Below are 25,419 nucleotides of genomic sequence, written 5' to 3'. Positions count from 1 at the left end.
CGTCTTCCGGCCTGCGCGGCCATATTCGATAAAGGAGACCCCGATGGCGGTAGAAGGCAACAAATACAACATGCAGGAGCTGCTGCGCGTGATGACGGAGCAGGGCGGGAGCGACCTGCACATAACCGCCGGGTCGCCGCCGAGGATAAGGGTCCACGGCAAGCTCGCGCCACTGAACATGCCGGTCCTTTCCGGGATAGATTCCAAGCAGCTCTGCTATTCCATCCTCACGGACGTGCAGAAGCACAAGTTTGAGGAGGAGAACGAGCTCGATTTCTCCTTCGGACTTAAGGGCCTCAGCCGCTTCAGGGGCAACCTGTTCGTCCAGAGGGGGAGTGTCGCCGGGGTCTTCAGGACCATCCCCTTCAAGATAAAATCGTTCCAGGAACTCGGGCTCCCGCCAATCATGGAAGAGCTTTCCAAGAAGCCGCGCGGCCTCGTCCTCGTAACGGGGCCGACAGGGAGCGGCAAATCCACCACCCTGGCCTCCATCATAGACAAGATAAACTCCGAGAGGGCGGAGCACATAATCACCATAGAGGACCCGATAGAATACCTCCACAGCTCCAAGATGGCCCTCGTGAACCAGAGGGAGGTCGGGTACGACACCTTCGCCTTCAAGAAGGCGCTCAAGTACGTGCTGAGGCAGGACCCGGACGTGGTGCTCCTGGGGGAGCTCCGCGACATGGACACGATAGAGACGGCCCTGACCATAGCGGAGACGGGCCACCTCTGCTTCGCCACCCTGCACACGAACTCCTGCGTCCAGACCATAAACAGGATAGTGGACGTCTTCCCCTCGAACCAGCAGCCGCAGGTAAGGGCGCAGCTCTCGTTCGTCCTCGAGGGCGTGCTCTCGCAGCTCCTTATACCGAGCGCGGATGGCAAGGGCCGGGTCATCGCGATAGAGGTGATGGTCCCCAACGCCGCCATAAGGAACCTCATAAGGGAGGACAAGCTCCACCAGATATACTCGCAGATGCAGGTCGGCCAGACCAAATTCGGCATGCAGACCATGAACCAGAGCCTCATGAACCTGTATTCGAGGAGGCTTATAACCCTCGAGGAGGCCATCGGGAGGAGCTCCGAGCCTGACGAGTTCCGCCAGATGCTCGCCAACGCGGGCGTGCTGAGGCCAGGCGCGCCGGCAGGGAGGACAATGTAAACCATGCCTACTTTCGTCTACAGCGGAAAAACGCTCGCCGGGGAGCCGAGAAAGGGCGAGATAGAGGCCGCAAGCGTGGCGCAGGCGACGGCGTCGCTCAGGCGCCAGCAGATTGTGCCGGCCTCGATAGGGCCCAAGAAGGCCAGGCGCTCTCTTTCCGAGATAAAGATACCTGGCCTCGGCGGCGGCATCAAGACGAAGGACATCGTCATATTCAGCAGGCAGTTCGCGACCATGATAGACGCGGGACTGCCGCTCGTCCAGTGCCTGGACATCCTCGCCGGCCAGCAGGAGAACGCCGAATTCAAGAAGATACTCCTTGACGTCAAGTCCTCGGTCGAGGGCGGATCGACCTTTGCGGACGCCCTCAGGAAGCACCCCAAGGTCTTCGACGACCTCTACGTCAACCTTATCGCCGCCGGAGAGGTCGGCGGCATACTCGATACAATCCTCAACAGGCTCTCGGGCTTCATGGAGAAGTCCGAGAAGCTCAAGGGCAAGATAAAGGGCGCCATGACTTACCCTGTCGCCGTCATAATCATCGCCTGCCTCGTCGTAGCGGGCCTCCTCCTCTGGGTCGTCCCGATATTCGACGACATGTTCGCCGACTTCGGCCAGGCCCTGCCCGCGCCGACGCAGCTCGTGGTTAACATGAGCAACGCCCTCAAGAGCTCGTGGTATATCATCATCGGCGTTATCGCGGCTACCATCATAGGGCTCAACAGGCTGTACAAGGTCCCCAAGGGCCGCAGGGTCATGGACCAGGTCTTCCTGAAGGCCCCCGTTATCGGCGATCTGATCAGGAAGACGGCGGTGGCGAGGTTCACGAGGACGCTCGGGACGATGCTCTCGAGCGGAGTGCCCATACTCGAAAGCCTGGAGATAGTCTCAAAGACAGCCGGAAACGTGATAATCGAGGAGGCGGTCGTAAAGGCCAGGACGAGCTTGAGCCAGGGAAAGACCCTTGCCGAGCCCCTTTCCGAGACGAAGGTCTTCCCTGGCATGGTCACCCAGATGATAGCGGTCGGTGAGTCCACCGGCGCGCTCGACGCCATGCTCTCGAAGATAGCCGACTTCTACGAGGAAGAGGTGGACCAGGCTGTCGAGGCGCTTACATCCCTCATAGAGCCCATGCTCATGGCCTTCCTCGGCATAGTCGTAGGCGGCCTTGTCATAGCCCTTTACCTGCCGATATTCCAGATAGCAGGCGCCGCGGGAGGCTAACAGGTCCGGAAAATGCAGGCTTACCCGAAGGATGCTCTAGGGGCCAGGCTGCTGGCCATGATGGTCTTGAGGGTGGTGCTTGCGCTCTCTTTCCTGGGAGTCACCGCCTGGTTCCAGGTGAGAGGGGCGTCCCTTGCGCTCCTCAACTTCTATCCGCTCTACGGCGTTGCGGCGGCCGTGGGGCTCCTCACCATCCTCTACGCGCTACTCCTGGGCAGGGTACGGAACCTCAAGCTCTTCACCTACGCCCAGGTCACCATAGACATAGCCCTCGCCACCGTAATCGTCTACATAACGGGCGGCACCGAAAGCTACATGCACGCGCTCTATCCGCTTATCGTGATAGGCGCGGCCATACTCCTCGGAAAGCGCGCGGGGTTCTACGCGGCTTCGGTCTCCAGCATAGCTTACGGGGTCCTCATCGACCTCGACTTCTACGGTATGCTCCCGGCGGAGTACAAGCTCGTCTCACCGGCCTTCGCGCCGCCCTGGAAATACGTCTTCGTAACGGTCTCGACCAACATACTCGCGTTCTTCACGGTAGCCTACCTTACCGGCTATCTCGCCGAAAGGGCCGCGAGGGTGGAAAGGGAGCTCGAAGAGAAGGAGATCGATTACGAAAAGCTCGAGGCCCTGAACAGGCAGATAATCGAGAACATAACGAGCGGCATAATGACGCTCGACGACAGGATGAGGATAACCTCCTTCAACCGCGAGGCCGAGGGCGTCACAGGCTATACGCTCCGGGACGTTTATTACAAGGACGTCGAGGAGATATTCCCGGGCATGATACGGAAGGGCCTCCTGGCCCCGCAGGGCGGGAGGAGAGTGGAGGAGAGGTTCAGGAAAAGGACCGGGGAGGAGATATACCTGGGCTTCAGCATCTCGCAGGGCCAGGGCGGCGAGGTCGGGAGGATAATCATCTTCCAGGACCTCACGCGCCTCAAGCAGATGGAGGAGGCGCTCAGGAGGGACGAGCGCATGAAGGCCCTGGGCGAGGTCTCGGTCGGCATAGCGCACGAGATACGGAACCCGCTCGCCTCGATTAGCGGCTCCATACAGCTATTGCGGGCTGAATCCGCCGGGGGCGAGAACAGGCGGCTCATGGACATCATACTCTCCGAGACCGACAGGCTAAACAGCCTCATAACCGACTACCTCCTTTTCGCCAAGCCCGCGAGGGAGGCCGAGAGGGAGCTTGTAGACCTCTCGGCCGTGATCGACGAGACGGTGAGGCTCATAAGGAACTGCCCGGAGGCCTCGGGTATCCGCATAGAGTCGAAAATAGGCGAGCGGTTCAGCATAGTCGGGGACCACAGGCAGCTCGGCCAGGTCTTCTGGAACCTCTTCCTTAACGCCCTCCACGCCATGGAAGGCGGTGGAACCCTGACGGTGTCAGCGAGGCGCTGGCCGGAGGGCGGCCTTCCGGACGATGCCGGAATGGGCTTTGTCGAGGTCACGGTATCCGATACCGGCAAGGGCATAAGGCCCGAGGACGCGTGCAGGATATTCGACCCTTTCTTCTCGACCAAGGAGAGGGGCACGGGGCTCGGCCTCGCCATAGTCCACAGGATAATAGAGAGCCATAGCGGCACCATCGAGGTCTCGAGCGGTGAGGGCAGGGGCGCGGCCTTCAGGATACTCCTTCCGGTAGAGAGCGAGGGCGCGAGGGCTTAAGACTGGGGCGCCCGGACCCGGAGATCCGGAGATGACACGGATTCGGAGTTGCGCGGCGCGCCATCAACAAAATCCAGCGCAGGACGGCTTATGGGCAGGCACAGGATAGTAATCGTCGACGACGAGAAGAGCATGAGGGAGTTCCTCGAGATAATGCTCGCAAAGGAAGGCTACGACGCGGTCGGGGCCGACTCCGCCGCGCTCGCGCTCGACGAGATACGCGAGAGGGGGGCGGACCTCGTAATCTCCGACGTAAGGATGCCTGGCATGGGCGGGATGGAGTTCCTGAAGGCCCTGAAGGAGATGGACCCCGATTCTCTCGTCATAATGATAACGGCTTACGCGTCTGTGGAGACCGCGATAGAGGCCATGAAGGCCGGGGCGCACGATTACTTCATAAAGCCCTTCAACATAGACGAGGTGAAGCTCACGATCAGGAAGGCGCTTGAGCTTAAGAATCTCGCACGCGAAAACCGGCTCCTTAAGAACGAGCTCAAGACGCGGCTCGGGTTTTCGAAGATTGTCGGCACGAGCCCGAGGATGTATGAGATATACTCTCTCATAATGAGCGTTGCCAGGACAAAGGCCAACGTCTTCATTACCGGCGAAAGCGGCACTGGGAAGGAACTCGTGGCCAGGGCCATCCACGAGGAGAGCGACCGGAAGGACCGTTCGTTCGTGGCAGTGAACTGCGGCGCTATTCCTGAAAACCTCCTTGAGAGCGAGATATTCGGGCATGTGAAGGGCGCCTTTACCGGAGCGGTCTCGAACAGGGAAGGGCTTGCCGACCAGGCTGACGGGGGGACGCTCTTTCTCGACGAGATTACGGAGCTGCCGCTCCACCTGCAGGTAAAGCTCCTGCGCTTCATACAGGAGAGGCGCTTCAGGCCGGTCGGCGGCTCGTCGGACAGGACCGTCGACATACGCCTCATCGCGGCCTCGAACAGGGACGTGGAGGCCGAGGTTAGGGAAGGGCGGTTCAGGGAGGACCTCTTCTACAGGCTGAACGTCATAAGGATAGCGACCCCGCCGCTGCGTGAGCGGAAGGAGGACGTCCCGCACCTCGCAAGGCACTTCCTCGAGAAGTACAACAGGGCGCTCGGAAAGAAAGTAGGCGGCTTTTCAGGCGAGGCCATGCGCGCGCTCATGGACTATGATTATTCCGGCAACGTAAGGGAGCTAGAGAATATCGTCGAGAGGGCCGTAACGCTCGAGGAGGGCCAGGAGATAGGGGCCAGGAGCCTCCCGGAGCACGTGAGGGGCGAGAGGCCGCAGTTCCAGGCCATTCTGCCTTCCCAGGACGGGCAGGCAAAAGTGCCGGAGACCGGGATGGACCTCGAAAAGACAGTAGAGGATTTCGAAAAGGCCGTAATCGCCGACGCCCTCAAAAAAGCGGGCGGAGTGAAGAAAAAGGCGGCAGGCCTATTGGGGCTTTCATTCAGGTCAATGAGATATAAGCTCGAGAAATACGCGATAGACGGCGGCAAGGACGAGTAGCTTAAGGCAACTCTGAATCCGGTCTTTTTCCCGGACTCTGTGTAGGTTACGGGATAAAATGCCCGTATATCGGATATGCTCCCTGTTTAATCCCGGCCACCCTCCTTGATTTGCGGAAAACCCCAGATTTCCGAGGTTGCCTTGAACAATCCACATAATATCCCGGGCCAGCGCTCCCGGTATATACTTATTACAAATACGAGCCGTTCTGGATAAGGGAGGCTAGCCGGATGCGGTCAGCGCCATCGAAAAACATACTTGCAGGCATTTTCCTGATATTCGCCGTTTTCTTCCTGACCGTGGGGATAACAATGGCGCGGAAAGACGCCTTCCACGCTGCCGGCGCACATGGATGGAAGGCAGGCGGCGTTTCAGCTCCAAAACAGGCACAGCATGAAATCGCCGCTAAAGCCCGGCTCGCCATGACGGAGGTCGACTTCGACGTGTCCCCCTCCGCCATGATCGATGCCGGCGCTGAAAGTTTCGCAGCCTATGAGAAAAAAGGACAGATACCAATCCGCGGTATCGAGCTCATAGGCACTTCAGTGAGCGATACCGGCCAGGGGAACGCTTTTTTCCTGAATATAGAGACAGGCGAGCGCGAGGGCTTCCATGTCGGGGACAGCGTATTCGGAGCGGGCGTCCTCAAGAGCATAGAGCCTCACGTGGCTGTGATTGAGACCGGCGAGGGGCGGTTTGCCAAGACGCTGCACAGGGCCCGTACGGACGGAATCGGGGGCAGCGGGGCCGGCACTCCCGGCGAATGCGGCGCATATCTCCTTGTCCAGTCATTGAGCACCTATTACAGCAGCAGATACGGCGCCATAAGCACGGTTGAAGAAGCTGACGGGATATTCAGGGAATTGAGCGGGCGGGTCGACGGCATCGAGTACGAGACGCTCTTCTACTCAACGGACGACCTCAGGGTCCACCGCGAGATCGCCGGGCGCGCCAGGGCGTACGGCATTGAGCTCTGGGCTACCTCGTGGAGGCTTCCCGAGAGGATAAGGGCGTTCATTGAGATTACCCCTGAATACCAGGCTCACAGGATGCTCAATGACGGCACGATAGTCCCTGCCGAGACGAACGGGAGGCCGCTTTTCGATGTCCTGAACCGTGAGGCTGTTTCCGATTTCCTCGGGGAATACGAGAAGAGATACCTTGAGCCGTTCAAAGGACTCCTCAGCGGGTTTTTCTTCAATGAAGACGTCCTCGTCTATTTCGGTGAAATGGACAGGGGAAACAACAACAGGTTCGACTACTGGAATAACGCAACATACAGCCCCGCGGTGCTGGAGGCCTGGAAAGAATACTGCAGGAGGAATAACGTGACGTTCGACGGCAGGCTCGTCGACAAATTCCCTGTGCACAGGCCCGAGATGGTTGGGAACGGCGGCGGGCTGACCGGGTATTTCCCGGGCTATAACGTCCCCGAGGTGGTCCGTCCGGGCCAGTCCTTCAGCGAGCTTCCGAGGGCCGAAGGCGTGTGGAGGCACTGGCATGAATTCACGACGGGCCTCTTCCAGTCGTCGTGGATAGACCAGGTGGCGGCTATGGCGAACAAGGTGAATGAGAAGAATCCCGAGTGGAGGGGCGTTATCTATTTCGGCCTCCACCAGTGGAGCCTCCCCTACGAGGGTATAGCGGAAAAGGGCTTCACCGTGCCGTCCACGCACAAATGGGGCGCGTGGGGGATGCAGCGGGGGGTAGACCTGGAAAAAATGGCGGCATCGCCGCACATAGACGCCATAATCTGCGAGACCTACCCCCCCGTAAGCGCGAATATCGGGTTCTACGTGGACGCGTTCAAGAAGGTTGCGGAGAAGAACGGAAAAAGGTTCGGGGTGATGCTCCACAGGGACGACGACTGGAAGATTGATATGAAGGAGGAGCGGATGAGATGGAAGCTCATAAACGACCATTCCCCCTCGATAGTCGCAAGATATCCATTGAAAAACATGCTTACCTGGGGTAAAAACTTTTCAGGGCAGGCAGAGTCCCTGTTCGATTCGGAAATCAATAAGTACCGGGAGGAAAGGTGTGCCTCTGCCATCCGGTAGCAGGGCAGGAAGGGTATTTGGTCTTTGCCATGAATATATTTTTTGCGAATAAGCTTCCCATGGCGAGGGTGCGCAAGGCGGAGGCGGGGGAAAACACTGCGGCACATGGTCTCCATACACCTGAGCATTTAGATAAGAAAGCCGGGCCAAAGCGCGCGGTAGTGGTCTCGTCGTCGCTCTCGGAGTTCGTCCCATCGCTCTTTGCGGCCTTTTCGGTTTCGTAAAGGCGCGCGCGATGGTATCCTGGCTAATGTCTTTTTTCTCGAAAAAGAGGGTCGCCTCGAATTTCTTCTGGTCTCTTCTTGGCGAAGGGGCCGCAAAAGGCGTCATCTTCATAACAAACGTCCATCTCGCGCGGGTGCTCGGCGTCTCCAATTTCGGCGTTTTCTCGGTCGCCCAGATAATCACCCTCTACCTGTGGGTTATGGTCGACATAGGCATCGGGATGTACGGTATAAGGGAGATCGCCAGGAGGAAATGCGAGGCTGAATCCATCGCGAACCCGCTAATCACCCTGAGGATGATGAGCGGGATTTTTTTCTTCTCGGTTTATTCAGGGACGCTTTTCATAATGGATATGCAGCCAGAGACAAGGCTCGTCTTCGTTTTTTCCGGACTCTATCTACTCACGAACTCTTTCTATCCGGACTGGGTGCTCAAGGGCCTCGAAAAGTTCAAGTTCATCGCCGTCGGGAGCTTCATAACTTCCGGCGTGTTCCTGGCATCCATCCTTGTCTTAGTCGACGACCAGGCGGACACCGCCCTGGCCGCGCTCCTTTCGTCCCTTTCGTTCCTGTGCGGGTCAGTTGCCCTCATCTTGATGTTGAAGCGCATAACGGGCGTCCGTGTAAGGCCCGTTTTCAGCCCCCGCCTCTGGCTCCATCATATCAGGGAGTCCGTTTATTTCACCGTCTCCGGCGGCTTCTTCCTTCTCTACATATTCATGCCGGTGCTGCTGCTCCAGTTCTTCATGTCCTCCTACGAGGTCGGTCTTTTTTCGGCCCCTTACAGGATAATACTTGCCGCGTGCAGCGCCGGATACCTCATACCGACGGCCTTTTACCCGGCCCTTTCCGAGCATTTCGTAAAGGACAGGGAAGCCTTCTTCGCTTCGCATAAAAGACTGAAGATGATAATGATATCCATCGGGACGCCTATCGGAGTTCTTGGCACTGTCTGGGGTTCCGGTCTCGTGATGCTTCTTTTCGGCAACCAGTATGAGGAGAGCGTGGGCATATTCCGGGTCATCGTCTGGCTGGTCCCCCTGGTCTATCTCAGGTATGGGTACGGGAACGCTTTTTCAGCGGCAGGACGTCAAAGGCTACACAACCTCATGACAATGCTCGGGGTCATCGCCATCTTCGCACTCGGCCCCCCGCTTGTCATGGCGCGTGGCGCAACAGGGGCGGCCGAGGCGATAGTGCTCTCGGAGACAATAACCGTCGCGGCAATGGCTTATGCTTTTCATAGGAGGATCAAGAGGGCCGTTACGCCGGGATATGCCGCCTATTAATTGTCATCAACAAGCCAAGAAAGGTATTTGATTACATTCGCCATGAACGTACTTTTTGCCAATAAATTCCTTTACCCGAGGGGAGGGGCCGAGGTCTCGATGTTCGAGACAGCCAGGCTGCTTGAAAAAAAAGGCCATAGGGTCGCTTATTTCTCGATGGACCACCCCTCTAACATCGAGAGCGAATTCTCCAGGTTTTTTGTCTCTAACGTGGACTATGCCGGAAAAATTTCCTTTGCCGGACGGCTGAAGGCCGCCGGGCGGCTCCTTTACTCGTTCGAGGCCAAAAGAATGGTCTCGAAACTCCTCGATGAGTATCCCGTCGATATAGTCCACCTCAACAACATCGCACACCAGCTGTCGCCATCGATAATAGACGAGTTCAAAAGGAGGGGCCTTCCTGTCGTCATGTCATTAAGGGACTATAAGCTCGTCTGTCCGTCGTACGCCATGCTCTCCAACGGACGAGTCTGTGAGGACTGCAAGGGCGGGCGCTTCTACAGGGCAGCCATTAACAGATGCCACAAAGGTTCTTTCGCCAACAGCCTCCTCGTGGCCTCGGAAATGACGCTCCATAGGTTGATGAGAATATATCGGGAAGTTGATGTGTTCATCGCTACCAGCCGCTTTCTTAAAAGCAAATTGGAAGAAATGGGCTTTGTGGGTGATATCGCAATATTGCCAAATATCGTCGATTTGGACGATTATCGAGAACCGGCACCTTTCAGGGACGGGCCACCTGCTGCCATTTATTTCGGGCGGCTTTCTCATGAAAAGGGCCTGATCACGCTTTGTGAGGCATTCAAGGGCATCGAGCTCGAGCTCCATATAGTAGGCGACGGCCCGCAAAAAAATGAGCTCCTTGAAAAAATAAAATCTGAAAAAATTTCCAACATACGGATATTCAGCCATCTTGAAAAACCGGCCCTTATAGGAAAGATTTCGGAGGCAATGTTTGCTATATTGCCGTCGGAATGGTATGAGGCCTTCGGGAGGACCGCATTGGAGGCTTTTGCCGCAGGCAGACCCGTTGTCGGCGCACGCATCGGCGGCATACCTGAGCTTGTAAGGGATAATGAGACAGGGCTGCTCTTCGAGCCCGGGAACGCGAAGGACCTCAGGGAAAAGATATTGATGCTCGCCTCGGACCGGGCGCTCGTCGAGAGGCTCGGCAGAAATGCAAGGGCGCTGGTCGAGGCCGAGTTCAACCACGAGGTCCATTACAAGGGGCTTATTGCCATTTATGAAGACGCAATAAAAAAGAACAAGATGAAGCGCGCCTGAGCGGGAGAGGAAATGAAAGGGTTTATCGATAAGACAAGATACAGGTCGAGGCTCAATAAGCTTGGGCAGATTATCGAGGTATTAGGGGCCTCGCCAAAGGACAAGCTCCTCGAGGTTGGCGTTGCCAACCGCGAGTATTCGGAAGTCGATAACTTCCTTGTTAAGCATTATCCCTATCCGGAGAATATCACCGCTTTAGGATTGGGAGATATTTCTATTTTCCGGAAAAGATACCCGCATATAAGGGCTTTCAGCTATGAAGGCGGCGGATTCCCTTTCAATGACCATGAATTCGACATAGTTCATTCGAACGCAGTTATTGAGCACGTCGGAGGGCCTGAGGCGCAGCGGCTTTTTTTGAAGGAGCTGGCGCGAGTGGCTAAAAAAGGCTTGATAACGACCCCGAACAGGTATTTCCCCGTCGAGACTCACACGAAGGTGCCATTTCTGCACTGGCTGAGAAAAGACCAATTCGATTTTTTCCTCGAAAAAATCGGGAAGCGCTGGGCGACTGGCGCCTATATGCATCTTTTGAGCGGGCGCGACCTGGACAATTGCGCACATGGCGCAGGGCTGAGTGATTACAGGATAATACGGAACAGGCTTTTCGGGCTGACACTGACATTTACGCTGGTCTGGTCTACCGTGAAAAAAAACAGACAGGAGAAACGGTAATTGGACGCTTCGGTAATCGTGACATACAGGTGCAACGCCCGCTGCCACATGTGCAATACCTGGGAATACCCCACAAAGCCCAGGGAGGAGATAAAGGCTCGGGTACTTGAGAAACTACCGCCGCTAGCCTTCTGCAACATCACGGGCGGCGAGCCCTTTCTGCGGGACGATATAGGCGAGATAGTCTCAGTCCTCAGGAAAAAAGCGAAGAGGGTGGTCATAAGCACGAACGGGTACTTTACGGAAAAGGTCCTTGCAGTGGCGAGGCATAACCCGGGCATAGGGGTGAGGATCAGTATCGAGGGCCTCCCTGCCGCCAACGACGAGCTCCGGGGCCTGAAGGACGGCTTTGACAGGGGCCTCCGGACGCTGCTTGCGCTGCACAGGATGAATGTCAAGGACATAGGCTTCGGCATAACCGTCTCCGACAGGAACGCCCGGGACATGATAGAGCTCTACGAGCTCGCAAAGGCGATGGGTCTTGAATTCGCGACAGCCGTTGTCCATAATTCGGATTATTTCCATAAGTACGATAACGCGATAAGGAAGGAAAAGGAGGCGCTCGCGTGCTTCGAGGAGCTTATATGCGAGCTCCTTTCATCCGGAAGGGTCAAGGACTGGTTCAGGGCGTATTTCAACTACGGCCTCATGAACTATATAAAAGGCAGGCCGAGGCTTCTGCCCTGCGAGGCCGGCACCGAGAACTTCTTCGTCGATCCTTTTGGCGAGGTCCTTCCGTGCAACGGGATGGAAAAAGACGTGTGGGCCGGGAGCATGGGGAACCTCGCAACCGACGATTTCGATTCCATATGGAAGGGCGAGAGGGCCAGGGCGCTCCGTGAAAAGGTCGGAAGTTGCCCCAAAAACTGCTGGATGATAGGGACCGCGGCGCCTGTGATGAAGAAGTACATAAGTAAGCCGCTCGCGTGGGTTGCAAGGAACAAGATGAAGACCCTCCTTGGCAGAAAACCCTGCCTCGGCTGCTGAAGCGCTGAGTTCCCGGAAGGAAGAATCCACTTTGAGAATAGTCGTCCTTGGAACGCGGGGCTTTCCCGGCGTGCAGGGCGGGGTTGAAAGGCACTGCGAAGAGCTTTATCCGAGGCTTGCAAAGCTCGGGTGCGATATTACCGTCATCACGAGGGCCCCTTACATCCCGCCCGGAAAAAGGAATGGCGAGTGGCGCGGCGTGAAATTCGCGCACCTCTGGTGCCCGAGGAAGAAGTCCTTCGAGGCCATAACGCACACCCTGCTCGGCCTTTTCCAGGCGAGGAGGCTTAAGCCCGATATACTGCATATCCACGGCATCGGCCCTGCGCTCCTTGCCCCTGCGGCTAAAACTCTGGGGCTCAAGGTCGTCATGACACATCACGGCCCTGACTACAAACGCGCCAAATGGGGGAGGGCCGCGAGAGAGGTGCTCCGGCGCGGGGAAAAAAACGGGGTGCTCGCAAGCGACGCCGTTATAGCCATATCAAACGGGATAAGGGAAGACCTGAGGGAGCTTTACGGCAGGGATTCTTTTCTCATACCGAACGGCGTTACGGTGAAAAAGCCTTTACCTCCCGGGGCGGCGCTCAAGCGCTTCGGCCTGCTGCCGGGAAAATACATATTCACCGCCTGCAGGTTCGTCGAGGAGAAGGGCATTCACGACCTCATCGCCGCTTATTCCGCGTTGAAAGCGCCCGGCCACAAGCTCGTGATAGCCGGCGACGCGGACCATGAGACAGAGTACAGCAGGTTCGTCAGGAAAAAGGCGGGCGAAACCGAAGGGGTTGTCCTAACGGGCTTCCAGACTGGCGAGGCCCTTTCCGAGCTTTTCTCGAACGCCTCCTGCTTCGTGCTCCCCTCGTATCACGAGGGCCTTCCAATAGCCCTTCTCGAAGCGCTGAGCTACGGTCTCCCTTCGCTCGTAAGCGACATCCCGGCGCACAGGGAGTTTCCGTTAAGCAAAGAGGTCTACTTCAAGCCAGGAGACCGGGCCGCCCTCGCAAGGGCGCTTTCAATCGCGATGCAAGGCGGCTTCGAGCCTGAAAGGCGGAAATACGCCGCCCTTATCGAGAGCGCGTTCGATTGGGACTCCATAGCCTCGAGCACACTCGATGTCTACACGGAGGTGCTGAAAGGCCCCGCGTCCGCGTCGAAAAACTCGCATCCCGTCCCCGTCACACGGTAAGCTCGGCCCCTACTTCCTCTTAAGCGCTCCACCGGCGTCCTCGGCCACGGGCCTGGAATGGCAGCGGTTGCAGTCGGCGAACTTGAAGGCCACCTTCTGATGGCACGCGCCGCAGGAGGCGCCTTCGGCCATGTCCTTCATGCTGGCGGTATTGGCGCCGAGCTGGTCCTTGAAGAAAGACTGGTGGCAGGACGAGCACACGACCCTTTCCGAATGGGTCTTGTGGCTGAAGACGACGTTGTTCACGTAGGGCATGGGAGACTCGAAGAGTATTTCGTTGTCCCTCGTCTCGTCCGCTTTATCGGCAGGGGCCCCCTCAATCGATTTTATCGGTTTTCTGGCCTTCCCCAGGAGGCCCCAGTCTATGTTGCCGAACCTGTCGTAAGGCAGGGCCTTGCCCGGGAGGAGGTCGAGATTCAGCCCTGTCCCGAGCCGTTCAGAGGTCTCTTTGAGCTTCGAGACGTAGGCTTTTTTCGGGTCCAGGAGATGGGCCTCGCCCGGCGTGCCCACGCTGTGGCATCTTTCGCAGTCCTCGGCGGCGCTGAACGCTGTCGTGCCGTTATGGCACTTCCCGCAAAGGCCGCCGCCGAATATCTCCGTCATGCCTATTGAGCCGGTCTTTTTCATCTCAAAGGGCGCGGGGTGGCAGGCCTTGCATTCGAAGTTGATCCTGTGGACCCAATGGGGGAAGATGACTGGCGCCATGCCGGCTGCCTCGGCTTTTTCCCTCATGAGCAAGTTGCCCGGAAAGGCCTCGTATTTTTTCCATTTCTCCAGCTCGGCCTTTCTCTCCTCCTCTTTTCCCATCTCCTCTTTCTGCATGGCTTCTATCTCGCCAATGAACCCGTCCTGGCCGTGCCACTCGCCGTACATGGTCGCCATCGTGGCCGCGAGGTCAAGGATCGCCATCTTCTTTTCAAACCCCTCGGCAGCCCTGGCCTCGTCCAGGAGGGAGCGTATCTCGCCGGGTATTATGTCCTTGTTGGTCTTGACGAGAAACCCCAGGGCGTCGAACCTGTTCTGCTCGTAGCTCGTCCTGAAGCTCTTCATGAACTTGCTCTCCGCGAACGCAACCTCGGACGTAAGCGGCCCCGCCAGCAAAAATGCAAGCAGGATAAAAGATTGTCTTGCCTTCATCTGCACCTCTCGTTTATGGATTTTAAATGGGCCGTCAGGATTTCCTCTAACAGGATGTTGAAAAAGTCCTTCCTGGACTTTTTCAACCACGGCTTGGCCGGAATGAATCCGTCCAAGCCTTACAAATTGCTCGACCTGGATAGTCTTCGCAATTTGGCAATCCATCCGTGGATTGCTTAGCAGGGTGTTTTTTCAACACCCTGCTAAAAGAAACTTCCGGCGGCCCATATCTGAAAAACGCGCATCAGGCGGAGCGGGTCGATTATACCAGTTCAGGCGGCAATATCCAATAATTCGTTGGCGAGGCAGAGGAGTGGATTTCAGCGCGCTTTTATTGTATAAGTTCACAAGGCCCGCCTGTCTTGATAGGCGGGCCTTGCGAAAGCCAAGTAAGGCCGGGAGTCATTGGTTATGCCGACTGAAAAGATGAGCGTATCGATAGTAATGCCTGTCTACAACGAGAGGGAGTACGTCTCCAAGGTCATAAAAAGGGTGATTGACACCGGGATACCCGGCGAGCTTGTCATAGTGGACGACTTCTCGAGGGACGGCACCAGGGACGTCCTCAAAGGCATAGAGGCGGGTTGGAACGAAAAGGGAGTGAAATTGAGGCTCCTCATGCACGAAAGGAACCAGGGGAAGGGCGCGGCCTTGAGGACCGGTTTCGCCCATGTTACCGGCGACATAACCATCATCCAGGACGCGGATTTCGAGTACGACCCAAGGGACTATCCAAAACTCCTCCAGCCCATTTTCGACGGCAAGGCCGACGTGGTATACGGCTCAAGGTTCATAGGCGGCGAGTCCCACAGGGTCCTCTTTTTCTGGCACTCGGTCGGGAACAAGGTACTCACCTTCTTCTCCAACATGCTCACGAACCTGAACCTTACGGACATGGAGACCGGATACAAGGCCTTCAGGACCGAGGTCCTGAAGGGCATAAGGATCGAGTCCGACAGGTTCGGCTTCGAGCCCGAGATAACGGCAAAGGTCGCCAAGAAAAAATGCCAGATATACGAGACTTCCGTTTCGTACGCGGGCCGCACCTACGACGAGGGGAAGAAGATAAACTGGAAGGACGGAGTGGCCGCGTTCTGGCACATAGTCAAGTTCAACCTGCTGAGATGACCGGTCGCACGAAAACCTTTCTCGTTTTTTTCCTCGCGTTCGCATTTGCCTTTATTTCCCTCCCGCCTGCGGTCTTTCCAAGCGACGAGGAGATGAACATACGCATCTATGACGAGGCCGGCTCCTCGGTCGTTAACATCATAACTACGACGATATCCTACGACTTCTTCTATAATCCAATTTCGGCAACAGGCTCTGGCTCCGGGGTGATAATCGACAGGCGGGGCCACATAGTGACGAACTACCACGTCATAGAGGGCGCTAGGAGCCTCGAGGTCACGCTGTTCGACGGCTCGAGGCACAGGGCGGAGGTCGTAGGAGTCGACGCCGGTGACGACCTTGCGGTCATAGCCATAAAGGCCCCCCAGTCGAAGCTCAAGCCCATAAGGCTCGGGGATTCATCGGCGCTCAGGGTCGGCCAGAAGGCGCTCGCCATCGGGAGCCCCTTCGGGCTCGAAAAGACGCTGACCGTCGGGATCGTAAGCTCGCTCGGGCGGACCATGCGGGCCCGTAACGGCAGGCTGATGAGCGGCATCATACAGACCGACGCGGCGATAAACCCCGGGAACTCGGGCGGGCCGCTCCTCGACAGCCAGGGCCGGATGATAGGCCTGAATACCGCCATCTTCAGTCCTGTGAACGGGTCCATAGGCATAGGTTTCGCCATACCCGTGGACACGGTTAAAAAGGCGGTCCCATCGCTTGTCGAGAAGGGTTACGTGTCGAGGCCGTGGCTCGGCATAGCGGGCCAGTCCATCGACGCATATGACGCCGGGATCATGGGCTTTCCCTCCAGCGGGGTGCTCGTTGCAGACGTATTCGGGGGAAGCCCGGCCCACAAGGCAGGGATCAGGGGCTCGACCGGCACCATGCGTATCGGCAATATCATAATAGCTTCCGGCGGGGACCTCATAACCGGGGTAAACGGAAAACCTGTAAGCTCGATGGACGAGCTCAACCATGCGGTAGACCAATTCAGGCCTGGTGAAACGGTTTCCGTAAGGGTCCTGAGGGGCAATAAAGCAGTCGTCATCAAGGTCGAACTTGAAGAGATGCCGAGGAATTACTGATGAAGAAAAAAGAGGCGGGACGTGAACTGAAGGTTGTGGGGATAGGTCTTTTGCTCGGGCTTTCGTGCGTGGTCTTCGGGGTCTTCTGGGCGGTCTACATTACGGTCTACCACGAAGACATACACACGGAGCTCGGTCTTGCCGAAAAGGCCTCCATCGCGGAGAAGTTCGTATTGAGCAGCGGGGGAGGGCATGGGGCGCACGGCGCAAGGCAGGGGAACGGACACTCGCACATTGAGGGCGGCCTTCACGGGCATGAAGGCAGCGGCATGTCCGTGCCGGACGGAATGGACGCCCACGCCGGGCATGAAATGCATGGCGGACACGAGGATGCGCATTCCGATTCAGGCGAGAGCCGCGATATGAGGGCCGCGCATGAACTGCTCGCAAGTGCCCATGTCCACGCGATGGGCCTCGGCGTGCTCACGATAAGCATATCCCTGATGCTGGCCTGGGTTCCGGTAAGTTCATGGGCCAGGGCCCTGGCAGCGGCCTTGCTCGGGACCGGGAGCTTCTTCTATCCTCTATCGCTCATCATAGCGGGCCTGCGGACGACGGCGCTCGGAGAGGCGGGGGCAGCCCAATCGGTTTTACCCATGACTGCTTTGAGCGTTTTGCTCGTCGGCGCCGGGCTCATCATGGCCGCGGCGTCCCTTATTGTGTGGCTATTCAGGGGGGATGAATAGGCGCGCCGGGCAATTTGCAATGTCCCCTGCGCTTTGGCAGGGTACGCCGGAAAGGCTTCCGCACCGGGATTTCAATTCGATTAATCCTTGACAAGGCCCGCGGTCCTGGATTAAGATGTTTCTAATAAATTCCCCATAAAATTTTCCCGTAACTGACGGAATCAAGGTGGGCAACCACCGGGGAGCGGGAATAACAGTGCGCTTGCCGACCGTCTGGGCCAAACATTCAGCATTTACGATTGCTGGATGCGGTGCCGTGACGGTTTTTTTATTGTGAGTTGGTCGAGCAGGGACGGCACTGGGGGGATGGTCCCGGATCCTGAGCTCTAATTATCTTGACCTCGCAAGGCAAATATTAGAATCTGTGGGACCAATTTGAGAATGGGACACAGGACGTTTGAAAGAGGGATCCATCCCTCTTATTATAAAGAGCTTACTTCCGGCAAGAGGGTCGAGCCGGCTGCCCTGCCCAGGACGGTAGTCATACCGCTGCAGCAGCACGCCGGAACGCCCTGCGAGCCCCTTGTCAAGAAGGGCGAGTCTGTCCAGGAAGGACAGAAGATAGCCGACGTCAAGGCCTTCGTCTCCGCCCCGGTCCACGCGAGCATCTCCGGAAAAGTGAAGGATATCGAGCTTGCAAACCACCCCAACGGCTACAGGTGCGCCTCTGTCATAATCGAGGGCGACGGCTTGAGAAGGGAGTGGGGCACTGGCACCAAAGGCGTTGACGTCGGAACGCTCCAGCCTGAGGCCGTGCGCCAGGCCATAAGGGAGGCCGGGATAGTCGGCATGGGAGGGGCGGCCTTCCCTTCATCGGTCAAGCTCGCGCCCCCTAAGGGTAGGGCCGTGGATACGGTCATACTTAACGGCTGCGAATGCGAGCCGTTCCTTACGGCAGACCACAGGATAATGGCCGAGGAGCCGGAAAAGGTGGTCTGGGGGCTCAAGGCCCTCATGAGGGCCTCGGGCGCGTCAAAGGGCTTCATAGGCATTGAGGAGAATAAGCCTGACGCGATTGAGGCCCTTGCAAAGGCGGTATCCGGCTCCCCTGAGATAAAGATAATCGTCCTCGAGGCCAAGTACCCGCAGGGTGCCGAGAAGATGCTGATATCGGCCGCCGTGGGTAGGAAAGTGCCCCCGGGGAAGCTCCCGTTCGACGTCGGGGTCCTCGTAAATAACGTGGGCACGGCGGTCGCCGTATTCGAGGCCCTCAACTGGGGGAAGCCCCTCTTCGAGAGGGTGGTCACCATAAGCGGGAACGGCGTAAGGGAGCCGAAGAACCTCAAGGTCCGCGTGGGTACCCTCTTCGAGGAGGTTATCGCGCAGTGCGGCGGGCTCGTCGGGAAAGAGCTAGAGGTCCTTAACGGCGGGCCCATGATGGGAAATTCGCAATCGACTCTCGCGGTGCCGGTCACGAAGGGAACGACCGGCATCACTGTCATCTCCGCCGACGAGATAAGGTCGAAGCCGTACGAGCCCTGCATAAAGTGCGCCAGCTGCGTGGAGGTCTGCCCTATGGGCCTCATGCCCTACAGGCTTGGGGATTACGGAAAGCTTCAGATGACCGCCGAGTTCAGCGCCCTTGACGGCCTTAGCTGCATAGAGTGCGGCTGCTGCTCTTACGTGTGCCCCGCGAAAAGGCCCCTGATACAGTGGATACGGGTCGGGAAGCTCAGGCTCCGCCAGGAGGCCCGCAAGGCCCAGGGCGCGAAGTGAGCACTCCGGCTCGCTCCGGTGCGGAATCATAAAGGGCAACAGAGGATATGGACCAGAAGACGACGAATACGCCTGATAGCGCGATAGGCAAGCCCGAGGTCAGGGAATCGGCCGTTGCAGAGGCCCCGGCCGCCGCCGCGAAGCTCATTGTATCCACTTCGCCGCACTTCATGGCCGAGGAGAGCATACCTAAGATAATGCACACGGTCGTCATGGCCCTCATGCCCGCGACCGCGGCAAGCGTCTATTTCTTCGGGTGGAGGGCCCTCCTTCTCATAATAGTCTGCGTGGCCTCGTGCCTCGCTACCGAATACGCCTTCCAGAGGATACGGAGGAAGCCCGTAAAGATACACGACGGCAGCGCGGTCATAACCGGCATGCTCCTCGCCATGACCCTTCCCGCCGGCTTCCCGGTCTACGGCGCGGTGCTCGGGTCCCTTTTCGCCATAGGGGTGGGGAAGGAGCTATTCGGCGGCCTCGGCTACAACATATTCAACCCGGCGCTCCTCGGGAGGGCGTTCCTCATGGCGACCTACCCGGTCCTTACGACGACATGGGTGGAGCCGAGGACGGTGGAAAAGGCCGTGGACGCGGTGACCGCCGCGACCCCGATAGGGCTCTGGAAGTTCGAGGGCGACATGGATTTCAACCTCCTGGACATGTTCCTCGGCAACACGGCTGGCTCGCTCGGCGAGACCTCGGCCCTGGCAATAATAATAGGCGGCCTGTACCTGAGGTACAAGGGATATATAAACTGGAAGCTCCCCCTTGGCTATCTCGGCACCATAGCCGCCTTCTCGGCCATATTCTGGCTCGTAGACCCGGCCAAGTACCCGAACCCGCTCTTCCATCTTTTTGCCGGCGGCGCGATGCTCGGGGCATGGTTCATGGTGACCGACATGGTGACCTCTCCGACGACATCGCTCGGCCAGTGGATATTCGTCATAGTTGCCGGGATAATGGCGGTGGTCATAAGGATATTCGGCGGACTTCCCGAGGGGGTCATGTATTCGATACTATTCATGAACGCCTTTGTGCCGCTTCTCAACAAGCACACGAGGCCCAGGGTATTCGGCGCGGTAAAGGCGGGTAAGGGCTGACAGCCCCGCATACTGGAGGCTTTATTTGAACGGCGTTAAAAAAATGTTCCTCAACCTCATAATCATCGGAGCCCTTTCCGGGGCCGTCCTGTCGGGCGTCTTTACGGCGGCTGACCCGATGATCAAGGCGAATAAGGAGAAGGAGCTCAGGGAATCGGTCTTCTATGTCCTTCCCGAGGCAAGGGATTTCGTAAAGGTCGAGAAGACCGTCGGGCAGGAGAAGCTTATCGTCTACAAGGGCATAAACGAAAACGGGGAGCCAGTCGGCCTGGCTTTCAAGGCCGACGGAAACGGCTTTTCCGCCAATATAGGCCTCATGGTGGGCCTCGACCTCGACTATCTGAAGCTAAAGGGCATAGAGGTTCTTGACCAGCTCGAAACGCCGGGCCTCGGCGACAGGATACGGGACGAGTCGTTCAAGGACCAGTTCAAGGGACTCGAAGTGAAGCCCAGGATAGAGTACATAAAGTTCAGGAAACCCGAGAAGCCGAACCAGATACAGGCCATCACCGGCGCGACGATATCGTCCGAGGCGGTAATAAAGAACATAAACAGGGCCGTGGAGAAGGTGGTCGCCAACTTCCCGCGCGGTGAGATGATGAAGGTCGAGGACGGGCCTCGCCCGGCCCGGGCCGTGGAGGGGCAGGATGCGGCAAGATAGGAGCCTCTTTTACGAGTTCAAGAAGGGCCTCTGGCAGGATATTGCGCCTTTCAGGCTGCTCCTCGGGCTCTGCCCTGCGCTAGCTGTCTCGAACTCCGCGATAAACGGCCTTTCCATGGGCCTTGCGACCCTTTTCGTCCTCTTCACCTCAAACATGGTCGTATCCCTCATAAGGAGGACCATATCGGCAAAGGTGAGGATACCGGCGTACGTTGTCGTCATAGCGACCCTCGTGACCGTGACGGACATATTCCTCGCGGCGGTCTTCCCGGCCATCTCAAAGGCGCTCGGGCCGTACATACCGCTCATAGTCGCGAACTGCATCATACTCGGAAGGGCCGAGGCCTTTGCGCAGAAGAACCCGCTCATCCCTACCGCGATGGACACGCTCGGCATAGGCCTGGGGTTCACCATGAGCCTCACGCTCATGGGCGTAATCCGCGAGGTGCTGGGGTTCGGGAGCGTCTTCGGCTTTAAGCTCCTCGGCTCGTGGTTCGAGCCCTGGATAATAATGATACTCCCTGCGGGTGCTTTCCTCGTCCTCGGGGCGCTTGTCGCGCTCGTGGGCTGGATGTCGAGCAGGAAGGCAGCAAGGGAGGCCGGGGCGGCTGAGCCGGCCTCGCACTAAGGAGACAGCTTGGAACTGATACTGATATTCATATCGGCTTCCATCGTAAACAACTTCGTGCTCGCCTATTTCCTGGGCATATGCCCGTTCATAGGCGTCTCGAACAAGACCGAGAACGCGGTCAACATGGGCCTTGCGACCACGTTCGTCATGACCCTGACCGCAGCCGCGACCTGGCCCATATACCACCACGTGCTCTTAAGGTTCAACGTGCCGTTCCTGCAGTACGTTACCTTCATAATCATAATCGCCTCCCTCGTGCAGCTCGTGGAGATGTACGTGAGAAAGGCGAGCCCGTCCCTTTACCGCGCGCTGGGCATATTCCTCCCGCTCATAACCACGAACTGCGCGATACTGGGGCTTGCGCTATTCATGGTCCTCAGGGACTACAACTACCTCGAATCGATAGTCTTCGGGTTCGCCACCGGGGTGGGCTTTACCCTCGCCATAGTGATGATGTCCGGCATAAGGGAGGAGCTCGAGTTCGCGGACGTTCCCTCGCACTTCAAGGGCGCGCCCATAACCTTCATCGTCGCCGGGATGCTGGCGCTGGCCTTCATGGGCTTCGCCGGCCTCATAAGGGGTTAGTGCAGGACAATGCTTGAGACTCTCGTGATATCAGCCGTCAGCATGGGCGCAATCGGCGCCGTCATGGCGGTCTTCCTCGTCTACGCCGACAGGAAGCTCAAGGTCGAGGAGGACCCCAGGGTAGAGGCCATCTCGGCAGCGCTCCCAAACACCAACTGCGGCGGCTGCGGCTACCCAGGCTGCAGGATGTTCGCCGAGGCCCTCATGAAGGGCGAAGCGCTACCCACGGCCTGCGTTGCCGGCGGGAACGATACCGCCGCGGAGCTCGCCGGGATCCTCGGCGTCGAGGCCGGGAGCATGAAGAGGATGCTGGCGGTCGTGCTCTGCAGGGGCGGGAACGCCGAGGCCGAAAGGCGGGCCGAGTACAGGGGCGAGGGCACCTGCACGGCCTCGCACCTCACGGGCGGCGACAAGTCCTGCACCTATGGCTGCCTCGGGCTCGGCGAGTGCGTGGCCGCGTGCAAGTTCGACGCGATGGCCATGAACGACAACGGGCTTCCGGTCGTCTTCTACGACAAGTGCGTCGGGTGCGGGGCCTGCGCGAGGGCCTGCCCAAGGGACATAATAGAGATGCACCCGGAGGACAGGAAGCTCTTCGTCTACTGCAAGAACCTCGATAAGGGCGCCTACGCGAGGAAGGTCTGCAAGGTGGCCTGCGTGGCCTGCGGCCTCTGCGTAAAGGACTGCAGCGTCCCCGGCGGCATAGCCATGAAGAACAACCTCGCGGTCGTCGACTACTCGCTCGCGCCCCAGACGGACGAGTCCGTCAAGAGGTGCCCCACCAAATGCATACTCTGGGGCGAAGAGGAGAAGTCCACCAGGGTCGCCTACTACTCCGGCAAGACCAGGAGCTGAAGCCCTGCTCAACGGGTTATTTCCTAATAGAAAGTTAATGCTTTTTTAATCGTGTTTTGCTATATTGAACCTGCTTAAATCGTCCCGAAATCTTCCCTGGACAGCAACAGACCGGCTTATGGCAAACAGCGGCTCAAGAGGCGGGATAGTCCTCGCCCTGGTAACCCTCGTCATGCTCGGCCTCGCGTCATGCGATTCTGGCAAGGGTACCGGAACCGCGGACAGCCTGAGGGGAGGCGAGACCCGGCCCACGCTCGACCCGGCCAGGTTCACCGGCTTATCGGCGGAGGCGTACCAGGCCGCCAGGGAGATACCCGAGATAATAGACAGCCTTTACTGCTACTGCGACTGCGAGAGGCATTTCGGCCATAAGAGCCTCTTGACCTGTTTCGTCGACGAGCACGCCGTATACTGCGACATCTGCATATACGAGGCCCTCATGGCGCGCGACCTCCACAGGCAGGGCTTGGACGCGGCGGCCATCAGGAAGGCCGTGGACGAAAGGTTCGGCCATTTGAGTCATTCAGGTCCGCATTGATTGAAATCCTCTTTAAGGAGGCACCCTTGAGAAGAAGAAATATATTAACGGGAGCGGCCGCGGTGGCGATAGCCTCCGTCATCGCCCTTGGCGGCTGCTCCAGGGACGAAGCACCCAGCCCGCCGCAGCAAGCGAACTCGGCCGCGCAGACCGGCGCACAGCAGCCGCACCCTCCCGGGAATACGATGCTCATAGCGGACCTGGAGAGCAGGCTGAAGGAGAGCCCCGGCAGCCCGGACATCATGTGGAGGCTAGCCGACGCCTACTTCGAGGCCAGGCAGTTCGAGCAGGCGTCAACATACTACAAGAGAGTGGTCGATATGGGTTCCGGAGAGACCGACGTCTACAACGGCCTCGGGATATCTCTCCATTACATGGGCAAGTCCGCCGAAGGCCTTACCTACATAGAGGATGGGATAAAGAAGAACCCGTACCACCAGAGGATATGGCTCACGAAAGGCTTCATACTCGCGTACGGCCTGGGTGACATGGAGGGCGCAAAGGCCGCGTGGGAGAAGGCCACCGTCCTCAACCCCGAAAGCCAGGTGGGCAAGGCCGCCGCAGAGTACCTCTCCGCGCTCACAAATAAATAAACAGGGAAGCAGGTTCCGAGATGGCAGAGAAAGCAAAGGAGGCGGCGGAAGGCATGGACGCCAGGTGGTACAGGGCCCTTGGCTCCGGTATCTGGGCCTTTCTGAACTCCCTCAAGCTAACTATCTTCATACTCATCGCGCTGGCGGTCACCTCGATTTTCGGCACCGCCATCGAGCAGAACGCCCAGGCGGAGAAGTACATCGCCGAGTTCGGCGAGACCTGGGGCAACCTGATCATCTACACCAACCTCGACAACATGTATTACTCGTGGTGGTTCAGGGGGCTGATAGTATTCCTGGCCGTCAACATCGTCGTCTGCACCCTCGAGAGGTTCCCGCCCAAGTGGAGGTCGCTCCTTGACCACAAGCAGGAGCGTTTCGACCCGAAGCTCATCGAGAAGTTCGCGCACCACGAGACCCTGAGCATAGGCGCGAGCCCGGAGGCCGTGAGGGACAGGCTCCTTCAGGTCCTCAGGAAAAAGAGGTTCGGCACAGTCAGCTCAGGGGGCGGGGACGAGTTTTTCATATACGCGTGGAAGGGGAGGATCGGCAGGCTCGGCTCCGATATGACACACATAAGCCTCCTCCTCATACTCCTCGGGGCGCTTCTCGGAAGCGTATACGGTTACAGGGACTCCATATTCATGAACGTCGGCAACACCGTTAAGTTCAGCAACGAGCCCTTCATGCTCAGGCTCGACAAGTTCTGGATAGACTATTATGATTCTGGTCACATCAGGCAGTACAACTCGGTTCTCACCATAATCGAGGACGGCAAGGAAGTGATGCAGAAGCAGATATGGGTGAACGAGCCCCTCGACTACAAGGGGCTGAAGTTCTACCAGTCGAACTACGGCCTCTCCTGGAACAAGCTCGAGGAGGCGCAGCTGACCTTCAGGCGCAAGGCTGAGGAAGGGTCAGGCATATCGTTTCCCGCCAAATGGAACGACCTCACGGACGTTCCTAACAGCAAATATTCCGTAAAGCTCGTAGGGTACACGGCCGACTTCGCCTATGACGAGGAGAATAACTTCGTCTATTCAAAATCAGAAAACCCGAACAACCCTGCCATAAAGATAGAGGTGTACGAAGGAGAGAAGCTCATATCCTCGCCATGGCTTTTCATGAACTACCCGGGGATATTCCCGGCCATACCCGACTCCGACCATGACTTCGTCTACACCGGCCACAAGGGGGCCTGGTTCTCGGGCCTGCAGTACAGCAAAGACCCCGGCACCAACGTGGTCTGGATAGGCTCCGCGGTCATGGGAATCGGTTTCATAATGGCCTTCTTCATATACCACAGGAGGGTCTGGATCCACATAAAGGGCAGCGGTCAGTCCACCGAGATGAAGATCGGCGGCACCATAAACAAGAACACCTTCGCGTTCGAGCGCGATATAAGGGAGATAACCGGAGCGGTGTCTTCCAAATGAGAGGCCGTTAGGGGG

The 25,419-nt window shown here is 57.9% G+C and carries 23 protein-coding genes and 1 riboswitch; of the genes, 22 read left to right on the top strand and 1 reads right to left on the bottom strand.

Going from position 1 to position 25,419, the window contains the following annotated elements; translation table 11 throughout:
• Window positions 1–43: 43 nt before the first annotated feature.
• The 10 genes from QY316_07295 (at window position 44) to QY316_07250 (ending at window position 13,268) form a co-directional block, all read left to right on the top strand.
• Window positions 44–1,165 carry a type IV pilus twitching motility protein PilT gene (locus tag QY316_07295; GenBank protein WKZ31726.1) on the top strand — a complete coding sequence of 374 codons (1,122 nt, stop codon included), beginning with the start codon at window positions 44–46 and terminating at the stop codon, window positions 1,163–1,165.
• A 3-nt stretch (window positions 1,166–1,168) separates the two neighbouring features.
• Window positions 1,169–2,389: a type II secretion system F family protein gene (locus QY316_07290; protein ID WKZ31725.1), complete on the top strand. Its 1,221-nt coding sequence runs from the start codon at window positions 1,169–1,171 to the stop codon at window positions 2,387–2,389.
• 12 nt (window positions 2,390–2,401) lie between these two features.
• Window positions 2,402–4,066 (top strand): ATP-binding protein, encoded by a 1,665-nt coding sequence (locus QY316_07285; protein WKZ31724.1) that lies wholly within the window; start codon window positions 2,402–2,404, stop codon window positions 4,064–4,066.
• Between the two features lie 90 nt (window positions 4,067–4,156).
• The gene (locus tag QY316_07280) at window positions 4,157–5,563 is read left to right on the top strand and encodes a sigma-54 dependent transcriptional regulator (protein WKZ31723.1); all 1,407 of its coding nucleotides are present in this window, start codon (window positions 4,157–4,159) and stop codon (window positions 5,561–5,563) included.
• A gap of 230 nt (window positions 5,564–5,793) precedes the next feature.
• Window positions 5,794–7,623, top strand: coding sequence for a hypothetical protein (locus tag QY316_07275; GenBank protein ID WKZ31722.1), 1,830 nt, complete (start codon window positions 5,794–5,796; stop codon window positions 7,621–7,623).
• Between the two features lie 235 nt (window positions 7,624–7,858).
• Complete coding sequence (locus QY316_07270; GenBank protein ID WKZ31721.1) at window positions 7,859–9,136, top strand: flippase; 1,278 nt, start codon at window positions 7,859–7,861, stop codon at window positions 9,134–9,136.
• Between the two features lie 27 nt (window positions 9,137–9,163).
• On the top strand, window positions 9,164–10,420 hold the full coding sequence (locus QY316_07265) for a glycosyltransferase (GenBank protein ID WKZ31720.1): 1,257 nt from the start codon (window positions 9,164–9,166) through the stop codon (window positions 10,418–10,420).
• A 12-nt stretch (window positions 10,421–10,432) separates the two neighbouring features.
• Window positions 10,433–11,095, top strand: coding sequence for a class I SAM-dependent methyltransferase (locus QY316_07260; GenBank protein WKZ31719.1), 663 nt, complete (start codon window positions 10,433–10,435; stop codon window positions 11,093–11,095).
• A complete protein-coding gene (locus QY316_07255; GenBank protein ID WKZ31718.1) occupies window positions 11,096–12,082 on the top strand; it encodes a radical SAM protein in 987 nt (328 codons plus the stop codon).
• Between the two features lie 31 nt (window positions 12,083–12,113).
• A complete protein-coding gene (locus tag QY316_07250; protein WKZ31717.1) occupies window positions 12,114–13,268 on the top strand; it encodes a glycosyltransferase family 4 protein in 1,155 nt (384 codons plus the stop codon).
• 9 nt (window positions 13,269–13,277) lie between these two features.
• Here the strand turns inward: QY316_07250 and QY316_07245 are convergent, their stop codons facing one another.
• Entirely contained in the window at window positions 13,278–14,405 is a 1,128-nt protein-coding gene (locus QY316_07245) for a cytochrome c3 family protein (GenBank protein WKZ31716.1), read from the bottom strand.
• 426 nt (window positions 14,406–14,831) lie between these two features.
• Here QY316_07245 and QY316_07240 point away from each other — a divergent pair, with 426 nt between their 5' ends.
• The 12 genes from QY316_07240 (at window position 14,832) to QY316_07185 (ending at window position 25,404) form a co-directional block, all read left to right on the top strand.
• Window positions 14,832–15,533 carry a glycosyltransferase family 2 protein gene (locus tag QY316_07240; protein ID WKZ34095.1) on the top strand — a complete coding sequence of 234 codons (702 nt, stop codon included), beginning with the start codon at window positions 14,832–14,834 and terminating at the stop codon, window positions 15,531–15,533.
• Between the two features lie 92 nt (window positions 15,534–15,625).
• Window positions 15,626–16,603, top strand: coding sequence for a trypsin-like peptidase domain-containing protein (locus QY316_07235; protein ID WKZ31715.1), 978 nt, complete (start codon window positions 15,626–15,628; stop codon window positions 16,601–16,603).
• Complete coding sequence (locus QY316_07230; GenBank protein ID WKZ31714.1) at window positions 16,603–17,289, top strand: hypothetical protein; 687 nt, start codon at window positions 16,603–16,605, stop codon at window positions 17,287–17,289. Before QY316_07235 ends, QY316_07230 begins: the two co-directional genes overlap by 1 nt.
• A 138-nt stretch (window positions 17,290–17,427) precedes the next feature.
• A riboswitch (ZMP/ZTP riboswitch) is annotated at window positions 17,428–17,515 on the top strand.
• Between the two features lie 155 nt (window positions 17,516–17,670).
• Window positions 17,671–19,005 (top strand): electron transport complex subunit RsxC, encoded by a 1,335-nt coding sequence (gene rsxC / locus QY316_07225; protein WKZ31713.1) that lies wholly within the window; start codon window positions 17,671–17,673, stop codon window positions 19,003–19,005.
• A 47-nt stretch (window positions 19,006–19,052) separates the two neighbouring features.
• Entirely contained in the window at window positions 19,053–20,105 is a 1,053-nt protein-coding gene (locus QY316_07220; GenBank protein ID WKZ31712.1) for an RnfABCDGE type electron transport complex subunit D, read from the top strand.
• A 25-nt stretch (window positions 20,106–20,130) separates the two neighbouring features.
• Window positions 20,131–20,766, top strand: a complete 636-nt coding sequence (locus QY316_07215) for an RnfABCDGE type electron transport complex subunit G (protein WKZ31711.1) — start codon at window positions 20,131–20,133, stop codon at window positions 20,764–20,766.
• Window positions 20,753–21,394, top strand: coding sequence for an electron transport complex subunit E (locus tag QY316_07210; GenBank protein ID WKZ31710.1), 642 nt, complete (start codon window positions 20,753–20,755; stop codon window positions 21,392–21,394). The genes QY316_07215 and QY316_07210 overlap by 14 nt, the downstream gene beginning before the upstream one ends.
• 9 nt (window positions 21,395–21,403) lie before the next feature.
• Entirely contained in the window at window positions 21,404–21,982 is a 579-nt protein-coding gene (gene rsxA / locus QY316_07205; protein WKZ31709.1) for an electron transport complex subunit RsxA, read from the top strand.
• 9 nt (window positions 21,983–21,991) lie between these two features.
• Window positions 21,992–22,837, top strand: coding sequence for an RnfABCDGE type electron transport complex subunit B (locus QY316_07200; protein WKZ31708.1), 846 nt, complete (start codon window positions 21,992–21,994; stop codon window positions 22,835–22,837).
• A gap of 172 nt (window positions 22,838–23,009) precedes the next feature.
• Window positions 23,010–23,375, top strand: coding sequence for a CYCXC family (seleno)protein (locus QY316_07195; protein WKZ34094.1), 366 nt, complete (start codon window positions 23,010–23,012; stop codon window positions 23,373–23,375).
• 26 nt (window positions 23,376–23,401) lie between these two features.
• Entirely contained in the window at window positions 23,402–23,968 is a 567-nt protein-coding gene (locus tag QY316_07190; protein WKZ31707.1) for a tetratricopeptide repeat protein, read from the top strand.
• Between the two features lie 20 nt (window positions 23,969–23,988).
• Complete coding sequence (locus tag QY316_07185) at window positions 23,989–25,404, top strand: cytochrome c biogenesis protein ResB (protein ID WKZ31706.1); 1,416 nt, start codon at window positions 23,989–23,991, stop codon at window positions 25,402–25,404.
• Window positions 25,405–25,419: the final 15 nt, after the last annotated feature.

The sequence above is a fragment of the Thermodesulfobacteriota bacterium genome (assembly GCA_030583865.1).
In the GTDB taxonomy this organism is placed as follows: Bacteria; Desulfobacterota; GWC2-55-46; order GWC2-55-46; family GWC2-55-46; genus UBA5799.
Note: the sequence above shows the minus strand (reverse complement) of the source record. Positions and strands in the feature narration are given on the sequence as shown.

What these genes read in the sequence shown, in the direction of transcription:
- QY316_07195 (WKZ34094.1), top strand. Translation starts at nt 23,010, where the DNA reads ATGCTCGGCCTCGCGTCATGCGATTCTGGCAAGGGTACCGGAACCGCG.
- QY316_07295 (WKZ31726.1), top strand. Translation starts at nt 44, where the DNA reads ATGGCGGTAGAAGGCAACAAATACAACATGCAGGAGCTGCTGCGCGTG.
- QY316_07185 (WKZ31706.1), top strand. Translation starts at nt 23,989, where the DNA reads ATGGCAGAGAAAGCAAAGGAGGCGGCGGAAGGCATGGACGCCAGGTGG.
- QY316_07275 (WKZ31722.1), top strand. Translation starts at nt 5,794, where the DNA reads ATGCGGTCAGCGCCATCGAAAAACATACTTGCAGGCATTTTCCTGATA.
- QY316_07280 (WKZ31723.1), top strand. Translation starts at nt 4,157, where the DNA reads ATGGGCAGGCACAGGATAGTAATCGTCGACGACGAGAAGAGCATGAGG.
- QY316_07230 (WKZ31714.1), top strand. Translation starts at nt 16,603, where the DNA reads ATGAAGAAAAAAGAGGCGGGACGTGAACTGAAGGTTGTGGGGATAGGT.
- QY316_07200 (WKZ31708.1), top strand. Translation starts at nt 21,992, where the DNA reads ATGCTTGAGACTCTCGTGATATCAGCCGTCAGCATGGGCGCAATCGGC.
- QY316_07260 (WKZ31719.1), top strand. Translation starts at nt 10,433, where the DNA reads ATGAAAGGGTTTATCGATAAGACAAGATACAGGTCGAGGCTCAATAAG.
- QY316_07245 (WKZ31716.1), bottom strand. Translation starts at nt 14,405, where the DNA reads ATGAAGGCAAGACAATCTTTTATCCTGCTTGCATTTTTGCTGGCGGGG.
- QY316_07270 (WKZ31721.1), top strand. Translation starts at nt 7,859, where the DNA reads ATGGTATCCTGGCTAATGTCTTTTTTCTCGAAAAAGAGGGTCGCCTCG.
- rsxC (WKZ31713.1), top strand. Translation starts at nt 17,671, where the DNA reads ATGGGACACAGGACGTTTGAAAGAGGGATCCATCCCTCTTATTATAAA.
- QY316_07240 (WKZ34095.1), top strand. Translation starts at nt 14,832, where the DNA reads ATGAGCGTATCGATAGTAATGCCTGTCTACAACGAGAGGGAGTACGTC.
- QY316_07285 (WKZ31724.1), top strand. Translation starts at nt 2,402, where the DNA reads ATGCAGGCTTACCCGAAGGATGCTCTAGGGGCCAGGCTGCTGGCCATG.
- QY316_07235 (WKZ31715.1), top strand. Translation starts at nt 15,626, where the DNA reads ATGAACATACGCATCTATGACGAGGCCGGCTCCTCGGTCGTTAACATC.
- QY316_07220 (WKZ31712.1), top strand. Translation starts at nt 19,053, where the DNA reads ATGGACCAGAAGACGACGAATACGCCTGATAGCGCGATAGGCAAGCCC.
- QY316_07210 (WKZ31710.1), top strand. Translation starts at nt 20,753, where the DNA reads ATGCGGCAAGATAGGAGCCTCTTTTACGAGTTCAAGAAGGGCCTCTGG.
- QY316_07290 (WKZ31725.1), top strand. Translation starts at nt 1,169, where the DNA reads ATGCCTACTTTCGTCTACAGCGGAAAAACGCTCGCCGGGGAGCCGAGA.